This is a genomic window from Geminicoccus sp. (assembly GCF_035556675.1).
In the GTDB taxonomy this organism is placed as follows: domain Bacteria; phylum Pseudomonadota; class Alphaproteobacteria; order Geminicoccales; family Geminicoccaceae; genus Geminicoccus.
The window spans coordinates 1-15,430 of the sequence record NZ_DATMFZ010000113.1 but is presented as its reverse complement, the minus strand read 5'-3'; the positions used below and the strand labels follow the sequence as shown (position 1 = coordinate 15,430).

The 15,430-nt window shown below is 71.5% G+C and carries 11 protein-coding genes and 1 pseudogene; 10 read left to right on the top strand and 2 right to left on the bottom strand.

All coding sequences use genetic code 11. The features are described 5' to 3' along the window. Window positions 1–237: hypothetical protein (locus VNS22_RS09120; RefSeq protein WP_325731706.1), on the bottom strand; the 237-nt coding region annotated here is incomplete at its 3' end. Window positions 238–399: 162 nt separating this feature from the next. Continuing rightward, on the bottom strand, window positions 400–1,674 hold the full coding sequence (gene oiaX, locus VNS22_RS09115) for a 3-oxo-isoapionate-4-phosphate decarboxylase OiaX (protein WP_325731705.1): 1,275 nt from the start codon (window positions 1,672–1,674) through the stop codon (window positions 400–402). A gap of 73 nt (window positions 1,675–1,747) precedes the next feature. Here oiaX and VNS22_RS09110 point away from each other — a divergent pair, with 73 nt between their 5' ends. The 10 genes and pseudogenes from VNS22_RS09110 to VNS22_RS09065 all read left to right on the top strand — a co-directional run. Further along, entirely contained in the window at window positions 1,748–3,055 is a 1,308-nt protein-coding gene (locus VNS22_RS09110) for a four-carbon acid sugar kinase family protein (protein WP_325731704.1), read from the top strand. A gap of 26 nt (window positions 3,056–3,081) precedes the next feature. Next, window positions 3,082–3,795, top strand: coding sequence for a transcriptional regulator NanR (locus VNS22_RS09105; RefSeq protein WP_325731703.1), 714 nt, complete (start codon window positions 3,082–3,084; stop codon window positions 3,793–3,795). Between the two features lie 87 nt (window positions 3,796–3,882). Beyond that, window positions 3,883–4,758 (top strand): DMT family transporter, encoded by an 876-nt coding sequence (locus VNS22_RS09100; RefSeq protein ID WP_325731702.1) that lies wholly within the window; start codon window positions 3,883–3,885, stop codon window positions 4,756–4,758. A 152-nt stretch (window positions 4,759–4,910) separates the two neighbouring features. Further along, window positions 4,911–6,206 (top strand): adenosylhomocysteinase, encoded by a 1,296-nt coding sequence (ahcY, locus tag VNS22_RS09095; protein ID WP_325731701.1) that lies wholly within the window; start codon window positions 4,911–4,913, stop codon window positions 6,204–6,206. Next, window positions 6,203–6,685: a tRNA (adenosine(37)-N6)-threonylcarbamoyltransferase complex ATPase subunit type 1 TsaE gene (tsaE, locus tag VNS22_RS09090; protein WP_325731707.1), complete on the top strand. Its 483-nt coding sequence runs from the start codon at window positions 6,203–6,205 to the stop codon at window positions 6,683–6,685. Before ahcY ends, tsaE begins: the two co-directional genes overlap by 4 nt. Continuing rightward, the gene (locus VNS22_RS09085; RefSeq protein ID WP_325731700.1) at window positions 6,682–7,617 is read left to right on the top strand and encodes an aminoglycoside phosphotransferase family protein; all 936 of its coding nucleotides are present in this window, start codon (window positions 6,682–6,684) and stop codon (window positions 7,615–7,617) included. Before tsaE ends, VNS22_RS09085 begins: the two co-directional genes overlap by 4 nt. 9 nt (window positions 7,618–7,626) lie before the next feature. Further along, a complete protein-coding gene (gene addB / locus VNS22_RS09080) occupies window positions 7,627–10,551 on the top strand; it encodes a double-strand break repair protein AddB (RefSeq protein ID WP_325731699.1) in 2,925 nt (974 codons plus the stop codon). Continuing rightward, window positions 10,548–13,988, top strand: coding sequence for a double-strand break repair helicase AddA (addA, locus tag VNS22_RS09075; RefSeq protein WP_325731698.1), 3,441 nt, complete (start codon window positions 10,548–10,550; stop codon window positions 13,986–13,988). Before addB ends, addA begins: the two co-directional genes overlap by 4 nt. A 94-nt stretch (window positions 13,989–14,082) precedes the next feature. Then, entirely contained in the window at window positions 14,083–14,403 is a 321-nt protein-coding gene (trxA, locus tag VNS22_RS09070) for a thioredoxin TrxA (RefSeq protein WP_191060859.1), read from the top strand. Window positions 14,404–14,516: 113 nt separating this feature from the next. Next, window positions 14,517–15,430, top strand: a pseudogene (locus VNS22_RS09065) (glutamine synthetase); the annotation flags it as partial.

The window sequence follows — 15,430 nt, the reverse complement described above, 5'->3', positions numbered from 1 at the left end:
CATGCCGACGAGCTTCTCGATCTGACCGCGCGAGGGCGTGACCACCACGTTCATCCCCTTGTGGCAGCGCTTCAATGCCCCACTGCCGCAGCCGGGAGGTCGCTGCACGTCCGCTTCCATCACGGCGGGATCGAGCAAGGTGCCGACCTTGATCACCGGTCTGCGCTCTCGGGCTCGCGTGCTCAATCCTGCCGATACGGCTTCGGCCAGATTGGTCCGGAAGCGCGACAAGGCCATCGCGTCCGGCACTGCATCCTGCGGGCCCTTCCCGCAGGAAGTGCCAAAATGCCGAGCGGTTCGTCAACGCCTCAGGGTGGAACGGCTTTGCCAGCCGGTTCGCCATGACCTGATCCAGGCCCGACATGCCAGTCCTCCCGCCCGGGCCAGCACGGTCGGCCCTCAGCCGGGGGCCTTGCCGCCGAAGCGCTCGAGTGACTGGGCGAGTTCGCGGTGGGTTTGGGCGTACTGCGCCAGCGGGATGTCCTGGACGGCCGCCTCCCAGGCCTGGCGGATGGCACGCACGCCGGCGCCGGGGCCGCCCGGATGGCCGACGATGCCGCCGCCGCCCAGATACATCAGGTCGAGGGTGCGGCCGGTGCGGCGGTAGGTCTCGGGCGCTTGGCCGCCCCACTGGCCGGAGCAGACCACCGGCAGGGCGCGGTCGGCCGGCGAGAGCATGGGCGTGCTGCAGTCCTTGAAGGCCTGGACGAAGCTCTCGTCCGGCTCCCAGTATTTCGCGCCGATGCCGTTCACCTGGAACTGGTCGACGCCGAGCAGGCGCCAGATCTTCTGATAGACGGAAAAGGAGAAGCCCAGGGCCGGATGGCGGGTCAGGATGTCCCAGCCGTTGCGATGGGCGTGGAGGACGAGCTCGGTCCGCTTGCGCAGGAAGGCCATGCCGGCCGGGCCGATCGAGACGATGTTGACCACTGCGGCGTTGCCGCCGGCCTGCGCGATCAGGTCGTGGTGGCGGGCCATCTGGTCGGGATCGGCCGAGGACAGGCCGAACGCGTACATGACCTTGCGGCCGGTGCGCTGCTCGTGGTCGAGGATCACCGGCATCACCGCCTTCACCCGGGCCTCGAGCGGCGAGTAGCCGGGGTTCATCAGCTTCTCGTCGTCCTTGATGAAGTCGACGCCCGCCTCGACCAACTCCCTGGCGATGGCGGCGCTGTCCTCGGGCGAGAGGCCCAGGTTCGGCTTGATGATGGTGCCGATCAGCGGCCGGTCCCGCACGCCGGTCAGGCGCCGGCTGCCCTCGATGCCGAACTTCGGGCCGGGATGGGCCTGGATGAACGCGGGCGGCAGGTCGAGATCGACCACGCGGATGCCGGTGAGGCCCTTGATGGAGAACACGCCGCCCAGGCAGATGGTCAGGAGTGCTGCGATGTCCGTGCCGACCACCGCCAAGGGGAACAGGATGTCGACGTCGGCGCGCCGATACGGCCCGGGTTCGTTCGTGGGAAAGCCCGGTCGGTCCGTATCCGGCAGCCGACGGATCGCGGTCACCCGGGCGGCACAGCGCGCCTTCAGCTCCGCCGTTTCCCCCGGCACCTCGGTGAAGGTGCCGGTCGACTGGTCGCTCGCGATCTTGTCCGCCAGCGCCTCGACCGATCCGGCCGTCTCGATCCGGTAGGTGACCCGGATCCCGTCTGCTGCCTGTCCGCCCGCCATGTCGTCCTCCGGTTGACGTGAACTGGTATGATCAGTATACCTAGATCGTCAAGAGCCGATGCTGTGCTGGACGATGGCTGCCCCACCCCTGCTTTCCTTCTATGGCGACGACCTCACCGGATCCACCGACGCGCTGGAGGCGCTGGGTTCGGCCGGAATCCGGACGGTGCTGTTCGTCCGCCCGCCGGACGAGCAGGAGCAGGGCCGCTTCGTCGGATTCGGCGCGGTGGGCCTGGCCGGCACCAGCCGCAGCCAGAGCCCGGCCTGGATGGACAAGCACCTGCCGCCGGCATTCGCCTGGCTGCGCCGGCAGGGAGCCGCCGTCTGCCACTACAAGGTCTGCTCGACCTTCGACAGCTCGCCTGCGGTCGGCAGCATCGGCCGGGCCCTGGAGCTCGGCGCCGACCTGTTCGGCCAGGCCTGCACGCCCGTGGTGGTGGGCGTGCCGCAGCTGCGCCGCTACACCTTCATGGGCCAGCTGTTCGCCGCCTATCGCGACGAGGTCTACCGGATCGACCGGCATCCGGTGATGAGCCGCCACCCGGTCACGCCGATGGCGGAGGCCGACCTGCGCCGGCATCTGGCAGCGCAGACGGCGCGATCGCTGGGTCTGGTCGACCTGCCGACCCTAGAGCAGCCGGACGCGGAGGCCCGGATCGACGCGCTGGCAGCAAGCGCCGCCGTGCTCCTGTTCGACGTCGCCGACCGGGCGAGCCAGCTGGCGGTGGGCCGGCAGCTGGCTCGCCTGTCCCGGGAGCACCCCCGCTTCGTGGTCGGTTCGTCCGGCGTCGAGTATGCGCTGCTGGCCGCCTGGGGCGAGGCCGGGCTGCTCAAGCCCGCTCCGACTTTCGCGCCCCCCGGGGCCGTCGAGCGGCTGGCCGTGGTGTCGGGAAGCGTCTCGCCCACCACCGAGCGCCAGATCCGCCATGCCGAGGCGCACGGCTTCCAGCTCCTGGCCCGCAGCCCGCAGGAACTGCTGGCCGAAGGCGGCGTCGAGCACGCGGTCGCAGCGGCACTGAAGGTGCTGGATGGCGGCCGGAGCGTCATCCTGGCCAGTGCGGTCGGGCCGGAGAGTGCTGCCACGGTCGACGAGGCCGGCCGGGCGGAACTCGGGCGCCGGCTCGGGCGGATCCTGGACCGGCTGATCCGGACGGCCGGGCTCACGCGCGCGGTCGTCGCGGGTGGCGACACGTCCAGCCATGCGCTGGGCGAACTGGGGGTGCTGGCGCTCACCCTGTGCCTGCCGCTGCCGCGCACGCCGGGCTCGCCCTTGTGCCGCTCGCACCGCCCGGACGGCAGCGATGGGCCGGAACTGGCGTTCAAGGGCGGCCAGATCGGCGGCGACGACTATTTCGTCGGAATCCGGGACGGCCTAGGCTGATCCGGCGACAGGCTTCGATCGGGACCATGACCAACGACCACATCGTCCGCCGCAAGCTCTCCGACGAGGTGTTCGACCGCCTGGCCGGCATGATCACCTCCGGCGAGATCGGCACCGGCGAGACCCTGCCCTCCGAGCGGGTGCTGATGGAGCGCTTCGGCGTCGGCCGCCCGGCGATCCGCGAGGCCATGCAGGCCCTGGCCAATCTCGGCCTGATCCAGATCAGCCATGGCGAACGGGCCAAGGTGCGCGAGATCACCGCGCGCTCGCTGGTCCGCCAGGTGGACCTGGCCGCCCAGCTGCTGCTGAACGCCTCGCCCACCAATCTCGACCATCTCAAGCAGGCCCGGCGCTTCTTCGAGCGCGGCATGGTGCGCAGTGCGGCCGAGCAGGCCACGCCCGAGGACCTGAGGCAGCTGCGCGACGCACTGGCGGCCCAGCGCCGGGAGATCGGCAACGTGCCCGCCTTCATCCGGGCTGACATGCTGTTTCATCGGCAGATCACCCGGATCTCCGGCAACCCGATCTTCGACGCGGTCAGCGAGGCGATGCTGACCTGGCTGCAGGCGCACCGCACCGACCTGCTGATCTGGCCCGGCAACGAGGAGGTGACCTTGCGCGAGCATGCCGAGATCATCGACCGGATCGCCGCGCACGACGCCGAGGGAGCCGAGGCGGCGATGGTACGCCATCTGGACCGCTCGGCGGACCTGTACGGGCCGCGGCCGGCGGCCGGCTGACCGGGCCTTTCAGCCGGCCGGCCATTGCCGCGAGTGGCCGGGCGTGGTCAGGTCCGCGGCACCTGCGCATTCGAACCCGGAACCTCCTTGTCCGAACTCCTAGGCATCGCGGCGGGCGTGGGCTCGGCCGTGTTCGGCGGCACCGCGATCACCGGCATCCGCTATCTGGCGCCGTCCACCGACCCGTTCACCCTGGCCGCGATCCGGTTCGGCATCGGCGTCCTGGTGCTGTTCCCGATCGCCTGCCTGAAGCAGGAGCGCTGGCCCAGCCTGCGCGACCTGCCGGTGGTGGCGCTGCTGGGCATCCTGTTCTTCGTCCTGTTCCCGGTGATCCTGAACCAGGCCCTGGTGTTCACCACCGCCGGCCGGGCGGCGCTGACGCTGGCGACCCTGCCGCTCCTGACCATGGCGGTGGCGGCACTGTTGCGTGTCGAGCGCTTCACCTGGCGCAAGGCCGCTGCGGCGCTGATCGCCCTGGGCGGCGTGGCGATCGCCCTGTGGGGCGGGCTGGCCCAGGCGCCGCCCGATTCGTGGCTGGGCGACCTGATGATGCTGGGCGGCACCCTGTTCCTGGCCTTCTACAACATCTGGTCGCGCCGCTTCATCGTCCGCTCCGGCCCGTTGCGCTTCACCTCGCTGGGCATGGCGGTGTCGATGCCGATCCTGTTCCTGATCGCCTGGCTGAACGGCGGCCTGGCGGGGCTGGCGGACTATAGCGGGACCCAGGCGCTGGTGGCGCTGTACGTGGGCCTGGTGGGCGGTGCGCTCGCCTACTGGCTCTGGGCCGAGGCGATTGCGCGCACCACCCCTACCCGCGTGGCCATGGCGATCACCACCAATGCCGTGGCGGCCGGATTGGCGGGTGCGGTGGCGCTGGGTGAGCCGATCGGCTGGTCGCTGCTGCTGGGCGTGGTCGCGGTGGCGGCTGCCCTGGCGCTGGCCACCCGGCCCGACCGACGGTAGCAGCGGCCGCTCGGCCGGCTTGCCGACCATATGCATTATGCTTTATATCCCCCGGACCACGCGGGCGGTCTCCTCCCTCCTGTCCCCGGCAACGGCCCGGCGCGACGAGTGACGCCCCGCACCGCCACCAGACCGGAATCCTGAAGAACACCATGGCAGAGTTCACCGACTACAAGGTCGCCGACATCGGCCTCGCCGACTGGGGTCTGCGCGAGATCCTGCTGGCCGAGAAGGAGATGCCCGGCCTGATGGCGCTCCGCGCCGAGTATGGCGACAGCCAGCCCCTGAAGGGTGCCCGGATCGCCGGCTCCCTGCACATGACCATCGAGACCGCGGTGCTGATCCGCACGCTGGTCCATCTGGGTGCGACGATCCGCTGGTCGTCCTGCAACATCTTCTCCACGCAGGACCAGGCCGCCGCGGCGATCGCCAAGCAGGGCATCCCGGTGTTCGCCTGGAAGGGCGAGACCGAGGAAGAGTACGACTGGTGCCTGCGCCAGACCATCAAGGGTCCGGACGGCTGGACGCCGAACATGATCCTGGATGACGGCGGCGACCTGACGCTCGTCATGCACAACGACTATCCGGAGCTGATGAAGGACGTCCGTGGCATCTCGGAAGAGACCACGACGGGCGTGCACCGGCTCTACGACATGGCCAAGGCCGGCAAGCTGATGGTCCCGGCCATCAACGTGAACGACAGCGTCACCAAGTCGAAGTTCGACAACCTGTACGGCTGCCGCGAATCGCTGGTGGACGGCATCAAGCGCGCCACCGGCCTGATGATGGCCGGCAAGGTCGCGGTCGTGGCCGGCTTCGGCGATGTCGGCAAGGGCTCGGCCGAGAGCCTGCGCTCGCAGGGTGCGCGCGTCATCGTGACCGAGGTCGATCCCATCTGCGCGCTGCAGGCGGCGATGCAGGGCTACCAGGTCCTGACCATGGACGAGGCGGCGCCGATCGGCGACATCTTCGTCACCGCCACCGGCAACATCGACGTGATCACCATCGACCATATGCGGGCGATGAAGGATTCGGCGGTGGTCTGCAACATCGGCCATTTCGACTCGGAGATCCAGGTCGCGGCCCTGCAGAACATGAAGTGGGAAGAGGTCAAGCCGCAGGTCGACGAGATCGAGTTCCCCGACGGCAAGCGCATCGTGCTGCTCGCCAAGGGCCGCCTGGTCAATCTCGGCTGCGCCAAGGGCCACCCGGCCTTCGTGATGTCGGCCTCCTTCACCAACCAGGTGCTGGCCCAGATCGAACTCTGGCAGAACGCCGAGAAGTACGAGAAGAAGGTCTACACCCTGCCCAAGCACCTGGATGAGAAGGTCGCGAGCCTGCATCTGGAGAAGCTGGGCGTGAAGCTGACCAAGCTGAACGAGCAGCAGGCCGCCTATATCGGTGTGACCACGCAGGGCCCGTTCAAGCCCGAGCACTACCGGTACTGAGCGAGGGGCGCCTGGCCGCGACCCGCGAGCTGGAGCTGGCCGACCTGGCCGCGACCCATGCGTTCGCGGCCAGGCTCGCCCGGCTGTTGCGCAAGGGCGACCTGGTCGGCCTGTCCGGCGATCTCGGCGCCGGCAAGTCCGAGCTGGCGCGTGCCACCATCCGGGCACTGGCCGGTGCCGAGATCGAGGTGCCCTCGCCTACCTTCACCCTGCTCCAGCTCTACGACCTGCCGGGCCTGCTGGTCGGCCATGCCGATCTCTACCGGCTGGGCGACCCGGACGAGGTCGCGACGCTGGGGCTGGACGAGGTGCTGCGCGATGGCGCGCTGCTCGTCGAATGGCCGGAGCATGGCGGCGACCGCCTGTCGGGCGAGCCGCTGCTGCTGGCCCTTGCCGAGACGGAGCGGCCAGACACCAGGCGGCTGACGATCACGGCCGGCCCCGGCTGGGCGGGGCGGCTGGCGGAGCTCGCCGCATGACCCGCGCTGCCGCGCTCGCCGCCTTCCTGGCGGACTCGCCCTGGGCCGGTGCCACACGCCTGCCGCTCGCCGGCGACGCCTCCCTGCGCCGCTACGAGCGGCTGGAAGGCGGCCCCTCGCCGGCCCTGCTGGTCGACGCCCCGCCGCCCGAGGATACGGCGCTGTTCGTGTGCATGGCAGACTGGTTGCGTGGCCAGGGCCTGCTGTCACCGGAAATTCACCGGGCGGACACCGAAGCGGGCTTCCTCCTCGTCGAGGATCTGGGCGATGGCCTGCTCGCCCGGCTCTGCGCGGACCGGCCGGACGCCGAGGCCGGCCTCTACGACCGGGCGGTGGCCGAGCTCGTGCGCCTGCAGGAGGCACCGGTCCCCGACTTCCTGCCGGCCTATGACGACGCGTTCTTCCTGTTCGAGATCGGCATCTTCGCCGAATGGGCGGCCGCCGACCTGCCGGCACCGGTGCAGGACGACCTGCTCCGGCGCTGGCGGGACGTGCTGCCGGCGGCCCGGGTCGGCCGGGATGTGGTGGTCCATCGCGACTTCCACGCCCTGAACCTCCTGGCGGTGGGCGAGCGCTTCGCCCTGATCGACTTCCAGGGGGCCAGGATCGGCCCGCCCGCCTACGACCTGATCTCGCTCCTGGTCGATGCCCGCCGCGACGTCGCGGAGGACACGGTGGCGGCCGCCGCCGCACGCTATCTCGACCTGCGGCCGGAGCTGGATGCCGAGCGGTTCACCGCGGCCTGCGCGATCATGGCGGCGCAGCGCACCACCAAGATCCTGGGCCTGTTCCGGCGTCTGGCGGTGCGTGACGGCAAGGCCGGCTACCAGGCGCTGCTGCCACGGGTACGCACCCAATTGCAGCAGGCACTGGACCATCCGGCGCTGGAGCCCATCCGGGACTGGCACGCGCGGCACGGTTTGGGTAGCTGAAGGCTCACGATGAGCCTGTGGACGATCCCCTTCACCACGCCCTTCCTGCCGGCCCTGGTCCGGGGCCTGGACCAGATGTTCGGCGACCGGCTGGAGGAGGCACTGATCCTCCTGCCGTCGCGCCGTGCGGTGCTGGCCCTGCGCGAGGCGCTGCGGCCAGAGGATGGCTCGACCCGGCTCTGCCCGCGCATCCAGCCGATCGGCGAGATCGAGGAGGACGCCCTCCTGCTCGACCCGGCCAGTGCCTTGGACCTGCCGCCCGCGATCTGCACGATCCGCCGCCGCCTGCTGCTGGCAAGGCTGGTCCGGGCGGTCGAGCAGGCTTCCGGCCACACGCCGAACATGGACCGCTCGCTCCGCCTGGCCGGCGACCTCGCCCGCTTCCTGGACGAGCTGCAGACCGAGGAGGTCGATGCTGCCGGGCTCGACCGGCTGGTGCCGGAGGAGCTGGCCGAGCATTGGCAGCGCACCCTCTCCTTCCTGAAGATCCTGGACCAGGCCTGGCCTGCGGTCCTGAGCGAGGAAGGCCGGGTGGACCCGGCCAAGCGCCGCCGCATGCTGCTGGACGCCCGGGCGGAGAGCTGGCTGCTCCGCCCGCCCGGCCATCCGGTGATCGTGGCCGGCGTCACCGGCAGCATCCCGGCCGTGGCCCGGCTGATGGCGGTGGTGGCCGGCCTGCCGGAGGGGCATCTGGTCCTCCAGGGCCTGGATCCCGCCAGCACCGAGACGACCGGCCCCACGCACCCGCTGGCCCCGCTGACCACCCTGCTGGAGCGGATCGGCGCCACGCCACGCGAGGTGCGCCCCTGGCCGGGCGCGGCCGTGGCGCGGCCGCGCGAGCGGCTGGCCCGGCGGATCGGCGAGGTCGTGCCCGCCGCGGGTGCCGACCTGCCGGAGGAGGTGGTGGACGGTCTCGCGATCGAGACCTGGCGGGAGCCGGCGGCCGCTTCCGTGTCGGTCGCCCTGCATCTGCGCCAGGCCATGGAGCAGCCCGGCCGCACCGCGGCACTGGTGACCACCGACCGCAACTTCGCCCGGCGCGTGGCGATCGAGCTCGGCCGCTACGGCATCGTGGTCGACGACAGCGCCGGCACGCCACTGGATCAGACCCCGCCCGGCAGCCTGCTGCTGCTGGCCGCCCATGCCGCGGTTGAGCATTTTCCGCCGGCGGCGCTGCTGGCCCTGCTCAAGCATCCGTTGACCCGGGGCGGCCAGGACCAGGGCACGTTCCGCCGGCTGGTGCGGGCACTCGAGCGCGGCGTGCTGCGCGGCCCCCGTCCGGCAGGCGGGCTGGACGGCGTGCTGGCGATGCTGCGCGAGCCCAGCACCCGCTGGGCGGCACCGGTGGCCCAGGAGCGGCTGGCGGAATGGTTCGCCGAGCTGGCCAGCGCGGCTGCACCGCTGGCCGAGCTGCTCGGCAGCGGCGAGCCGGCTCTGCCCGCCGAGATCCTGCGCCGCCACCTGGCCCTGATCCGCTGGCTCACCACCGACGAGGACGGCAGCGACGCCGAGTTCTTCGCCCGTGAGGCCGGAGCGGAGATCGCGGCCTTCCTGCCCAGGCTGGAGCTGGCGCTGGCCGACGAGGCGCCGATGCCACCCTCGGCCTGGCCGGCGCTGCTGGCGGTGCTGATGGCTGAGATCCCGGTCCGCCCGCGCCGGCCGCGCCATCCGCGCATCGCGATCCGCGGCCGCTTCGAGGCGCGTCTCCTGGATGCCGACCGGGTGGTGGTGGCCGGGCTGGACGAGGGTGCCTGGCCCGAGGACAGCGACGCGGGCCCGTGGCTGAACCGGGCGATGCGCCAGACGCTGGGCCTGCCGCCGGTGGACGCCCGGATCGGCATGGCCGGCCATGACCTGCTTGGTCAGTTCGCCGCCGACGAGCTGATCCTGGTGCGCTCCAGGCGCGACCCGGGCGGCAGCCCGACCACGCCCTCGCGCTTCCTGGTGCGTCTGGAAGCCGCCCTGCGCGGCCCTGGCCTGCTGGGGCGGGTCCAGGCCGACGAGGTACGCGCGACCCTGGTGGAGCGGCTGGACGCCAGCCATCCGGCGACCCGGCGGATCGAGCGGCCCAGGCCCAGGCCCGGCCGCAAGGCCAGGCCCGCCGAGATCTGGGCCACTGAGGTCGAGACCCTGCTGGACGACCCCTACCTCTTCTATGTCCGCAAGATCCTGGGCCTGCGCGAGCTGGAGCCGGTGGACGCCCAGGCCGGTGCCGCGGAGCGCGGCGTGGCCGTGCACCAGGCGATGGAGAGCTTCGTGCGCGCCCATCCGGAAGCGCTGCCAGGCGAGCCGTTCGCCGTGCTGCAGAAGATGGGCGAGGCGGCGTTCGCCCGGTTCAGCCATTATCCGCAGGTCCGCGCCCTGTGGTGGCCGCGCTTCCTCCGGGCGGCCGAGCAGGTGCTGGCCGAGGAAACGGCGCGCCGCTGCCAGGGCATCCAGGTCCTGGCCGAGCGGACCGGGAGCTGGCAGGTCCAGCTCCCCGGGCGGCGCGTCGAGCTCAAGGCCAAGGCCGACCGGCTGGAATGCCTGCCGGACGGGCGGGTCGCGATCATCGACTACAAGACCGGCGCCATCCCCAGGCCTAGCGAAGTGGCAGGGCTGCGCCGGCCGCAGATCCTGATCGAGGGGCTGATCGCCCGCAACGGCCGGTTCGGCCATCTGGAACGCTGTGCGCTGGCCGAGCTGGCCCTGTGGAGCCTGGCCGGCCGGGGCGGCTTTGCGACCTCGCTCGCGGACGAGCTGGACCCGCATCTGGACCGGCTGGAGGAAGCGGTGCTGCGCCTGCTCGCCTGGTACGATGACCCGAGCAATCCTTATCTGGCGGTGGCCAAGGCCGAGATCGCGCGCCGGCAGGACGCCTATGACCACCTGTCCCGGGTGGCGGAATGGACCGCCGAGCCGGAGCGGCTGGACGCGGGCGGGCCCGGCACTTGAGCTGGAAGCTGCCGCCCCCGCCCACGCCCGAGCAGCGCGCCGCCGCGGACCCCACCGTTTCCGTCTGGGTGACCGCCAATGCCGGCACCGGCAAGACCCGCGTGCTGGCCGACCGGGTGCTGCGCCTGCTCCTGGCCGGCAGCCCGCCGGACACGATCCTGGGCCTGACCTTCACCAAGGCGGCCGCAGCCGAGATGATCGAGCGGATCGAGGGGCGGCTGGCCGCCTGGTCGGCCGCGGCCGAGACCGACCTGCTGGCCGACCTTTCGGGCGTGCTCGGGCGCGACCCCACACCTCAGGAGGTGATGGCGGCGCGCGGCCTGTTCGACCGGGTCCTGGACCTGCCGGCCGGCCTGTCGATCTTCACCATCCACAGCCTGGCCTCCTCGCTCCTGCGCCGCTTCCCGCTGGAGGCGGGCGTGTCGCCACATTTCTCGGTGCTTGACGAGCGCACCGCCGCCGAGCGCCTGGCCGCGGCCAAGGCGGCCCTGTTCGAGGCGGCGGCCCAGCCGGGCACGCCGATGGCCAAGGCGGTGAGCGTGCTGGCCGAGCGCTTCGCCGACCAGACCGTGGACGACCTGATCTCCGAGGTGATCGGCATGCGCCGCCAGCTCCTGGACGGGCCGGCCGGTGCGGAAGGCGTCGAGCGGCTGGCCCGGTCGGTGGCCGAAAGCCTGGGAGTCAGGCAGAGCTGCCAGGAACTCCTGGCCGAGGCCTGCGCGGACGGCGCCTTCGATCCGGCAGCGCTGCGCAAGGTCCAGGCGGCGCTGGCCGGCGGCAGCAGGAACTATCAGGCTCGGGCCGAGCGGCTGCAGGCCTGGCTGGAGGCGGCCGATGCCGGCGCCCGCGTGGCCGGCTGGCCAGCCTATGTCCGGGCCTGGACCACCGACAAGGGCGAGCCGATCAAGGACATCGTCACGGCCGCGATGAAGAAGGCCGACGCGGCGCTGGCCGAGATCTGCGCTGCCGAGCAGGCCCGGGTGCTGGGTGCGATGGAGCGGCTGGTCGCCGCCGAGTGCGCCGAGGTGACCGGCGCCCTGCTCGCCGCCGGCTTCTTCGCGATCGCCCATGCCGAGCAGCAGAAGTCGTTCGAGGGCGAGCTCGACTATGACGACCTGATCGCCCTGGCCGGCCGGCTGCTCGCCGACCCGTCGGTGCGCGACTGGGTGCTCTACAAGCTGGATGCCCGCATCGACCATGTCCTGGTCGACGAGGCGCAGGACACCAGCCCGGCGCAATGGGCGATCATCGAGCGGCTGGTGGAGGATTTCTTCAGCGGCGAGGGGGCGGGCAACCGGCACCGGACCCTGTTCGTGGTGGGCGACGAGAAGCAGTCGATCTACGGCTTCCAGGGTGCGGACCTGACCTCGCTCCAGGAAGTGCGCGCCAGGCTCGAGGCCAAGGCGGCGGGTGCCGGCCGGCCGATCCGGACCGTGGTGCTGGACACGTCGTTCCGGTCGACCGAGACGGTGCTGGAGGTGGTCGACCAGGTGTTCGCCGCCGAGGATGCCCGGCCGGGCGTGCTGGCGGACGGTGCGGTGCTTCGCCACGCCACCGCACGGCGGGGGGCGCCCGGCCTGGTCGGGATCTGGCCGCTGGCGCCCGGCGACGACAAGACAGGCTACGATCCCTGGCAGCCGGACCGGCGGCCGGACCTGGTAGAGACCGGACAGCAGAAGGTCGCAGCCGCGATCGCCAGCTTCATCCAGGACGCGATCACCCGGCGCGAGCCGCTGGACTCGTCGGGCCAGCAATTGCGCGCCCAGGACTTCCTCGTGCTGGTGCGCAAGCGCGGCCGGATCCAGGACCTGGTGATCCGTGCGCTGAAGCGGCGCGGCATCCCGGTGGCGGGTGCCGACCGCTTCACCCTGGTCGAGCATCTGGCGGTGCGCGACCTCCTGGCGCTCGGTGCCGTGCTGGTGCTGCCCGAGGACGACCTGTCGCTGGCCTGCGTGCTCAAGAGCCCGCTGCTGGAGCTCGGCGAGGACGAACTGTTCCTCCTGGCGCATGACCGCGGCCAGACCAGCCTGATGGAGCGGTTGCGCGCGTTTGCCGAGACCTCGCCCCGCCTTGCCGACGCCTATGCGCGCCTGAGCGAGTGGATCCGCCGCGCCGACTTCATGCCGCCCTACGAGCTGTTCTGCCACGTGCTGGGCACGGGCGGCGGCCGCCAGCGCTTCGTCGAGCGGATGGGCCGCGAGGTGGTCGAGCCGCTCGAGGCCTTTCTCGGCCAGTGCCTGGAGTACGAGCGCGGCCACCCGGCCTCGCTGTCCGGCTTCCTCCACTGGCTGTCCGCCTCGGACGCCCAGCTCAAGCGCGACCCGGAGAGTGCCCGCGACGAGGTGCGGGTGCTCACCGTGCACGGCTCCAAGGGCCTGGAAGCGCCGGTCGTGATCCTGGCCGATGCCGGGCCGGGCCAGGGCGGGCGGCAGGGCAGCCTGATCCGCGACCCGGCCAGCGGCCTGGTGTTCCTGCGCGGCAGCAAGGGCGCCCGGCCGCCCCTGGTGGAGGAACTCGTCCAGGCCCAGGCCAGCCGCGAGGCCGAGGAGGCGCGCCGGCTGCTCTACGTGGCGCTCACCCGGGCGCGCGACCGGCTCTATCTGGCCGGCTGGGGCGAGCCCTCCGACAAGGCCGAGCCCTGCTGGCATGCGCGGGTCTGCGCGGCCCTGGAGGCAGCGGGCGGCTGCGAGCGCCGGGTCGATGCCGCGAGCGCACTCCTGGGCGGCGAAGTGCTGCTGCGCCGCCAGGGCCGCGATGCGGCGGCACCGGGCGAGCCTCTGGCCACCGCACCGGCCCGTGCGGAGGTGACCGAGCCCGTGTGGTTGCGTGCGGCCCCGCCAGAGGAACCGGCCTCGGTCCGCAGCCTGGCCCCTTCCCGCGCAGGCGGCGACGACCCGCCGGCCACAGGCGCCGGGCCGGAGGCGCGCGCCTTCGGCCTCCATGCCCACCGCCTGCTCCAGTTCCTGCCGGAGCTGCCCGTTTCGGAGCGCCCGGCGGCGGCCGAACGCTATGCCGGCCGCTTTGCCGCCGAGCTGGCAGCGGAGCTGCGCCAGCGCCTGACCGAACAGGTGCTGGCGGTGCTCGACCATCCCGAGCTGCGACCCCTGTTCGGACCCGGCTCGCGCGCCGAGCAGGCGATCACCGGCACGCTCGGCGGCGTCCCGGTGAGCGGTCAGATCGACCGGATCGCGATCGGGCCGGATGTGATCCATCTGGTCGATTTCAAGACCGCGCGTGCCGCACCGCCCAGCGCGGACGCGGCGCCGGTGGCCTATCTGCGCCAGCTGGCGGCCTATGCGGCACTGCTGGAGCAGCGCTTCCCTGACCGGGTGGTCCGTGCGTCCCTGGTCTGGACCGATTCGCTCACCGTGATGCCGCTGCCGATGGATCTGCTGCGCCGGCACGTCCCGGCAGGCCCGGGCGCAAGCCGGCCATGACGGGCCGGTGAACTTGACGCAGTGCGTGCTCGATACCTACTTCAGGCACAAGGACACGATCCCCGTCGGGTCGTGATCGCGAAGGCATTCGATCATGGGTGTAGAAAAGACGACCGACGTCGGCTTCGACACGGATGTGCTGAAGGCGCAAAAGCCGGTCCTGGTCGATTTCTGGGCGGAGTGGTGCGGGCCCTGCCGCATGATCGCCCCGCACCTGGAGGACCTGCAGAACGAGCTGGGCGACAAGATCCAGGTCGTGAAGGTCAACATCGACGAGAATCCGCTCACCCCCACCAAGTATGGCGTGCGCGGCATCCCGACCCTGATGATCTTCAAGAATGGCGAGCTGGCGTCCACCAAGGTCGGTGCCATGCCGAAGTCGAAGCTGGTCGAGTGGGTGCAGGACAGCATCTAACCGGCTTGGCGGGCGCACCCCTTCCCGACTAGGTGGAAGGACGCGCGTCCGCCGGATCTTCACTGATTGAAGAAACGGCCGGCGCCGGGCAACCGACGCCGGCCGTTTCCATGATGCACCCGCTCGTTCAGACCTTCTTCGACGAACACCCGCTGGTCGAGCATGCCGACCTGCTGCTGCCGGACCTGGTGGGCATCCCGCGCGGCAAGCGGATCCCCAAGGCCGACGTGATTTCAGCGCTCTCCGGCGGCTCGATCTTCACCAGCTCGCTCTACAGCCTGGACACGACCGGCACGAACGTCGACCGCTCGGGCCTGGTCTGGGAAGAGGGCGATGCCGACCGGCCGCTCTACCTGGAGCCGCGTACCCTGGCCCCGGTGCCCTGGCGGCCGGCTTCCTGCCAGGTGCTGGGCGAGCTGCGCGACCATGACGGCGGCCCGTTCCCCTACAGCCCGCGCACCGTGCTGGCCAAGGTGGCGGCACGCTTCGCCGAACTGGGCCTCACCCCCTGCGCCGCGCTGGAGTTCGAGTTCTACCTGGTCGAGAAGACCCCGGACCGCGACGGCTTCCCGGTCCTGCCCCATCTGGAGCGCTTTGGCCGCCATGCCCGCGAGGGCGAGGTCTGGACCCACGAGACGCTGGATGATTTCGGCCCGTTCTTCGAGCGGGTCGAGCAGTGGTGCGACCAGCAGGCGCTGCCCTACAAGGGCGTGGTCTCCGAATACGCGCCTGGCCAGTTCGAGGTGAACCTGGGCCACGGCACCGACATGGTCGAGGTCGCCGACCAGGGCATCATGTTCAAGCGGCTGATCAAGGCAGCGGCCCTCGATACCGGCCATCGCGCCACCTTCATGGCCAAGCCCTTCCCCGAGACCGCCGGCTCCGGCTTCCACGTCCATGTCAGCCTGCTCGACCGGGACGGCCGCAACGTCTTCAGCGAGACCGAGGACGGCGAGGCGACGCTCAAGCGCTGCGTCGCCGGGATGCAGCGGCTGCTGGGCCCATCCATGCTGGCGCTCGCACCCAA

Bases quoted from the DNA above. Each gene is read 5' to 3' on its own strand.
- oiaX (WP_325731705.1), bottom strand. From the start codon at position 1,674: ATGGCGGGCGGACAGGCAGCAGACGGGATCCGGGTCACCTACCGGATC.
- VNS22_RS09110 (WP_325731704.1), top strand. From the start codon at position 1,748: ATGGCTGCCCCACCCCTGCTTTCCTTCTATGGCGACGACCTCACCGGA.
- VNS22_RS09105 (WP_325731703.1), top strand. From the start codon at position 3,082: ATGACCAACGACCACATCGTCCGCCGCAAGCTCTCCGACGAGGTGTTC.
- ahcY (WP_325731701.1), top strand. From the start codon at position 4,911: ATGGCAGAGTTCACCGACTACAAGGTCGCCGACATCGGCCTCGCCGAC.
- VNS22_RS09085 (WP_325731700.1), top strand. From the start codon at position 6,682: ATGACCCGCGCTGCCGCGCTCGCCGCCTTCCTGGCGGACTCGCCCTGG.
- addB (WP_325731699.1), top strand. From the start codon at position 7,627: ATGAGCCTGTGGACGATCCCCTTCACCACGCCCTTCCTGCCGGCCCTG.
- trxA (WP_191060859.1), top strand. From the start codon at position 14,083: ATGGGTGTAGAAAAGACGACCGACGTCGGCTTCGACACGGATGTGCTG.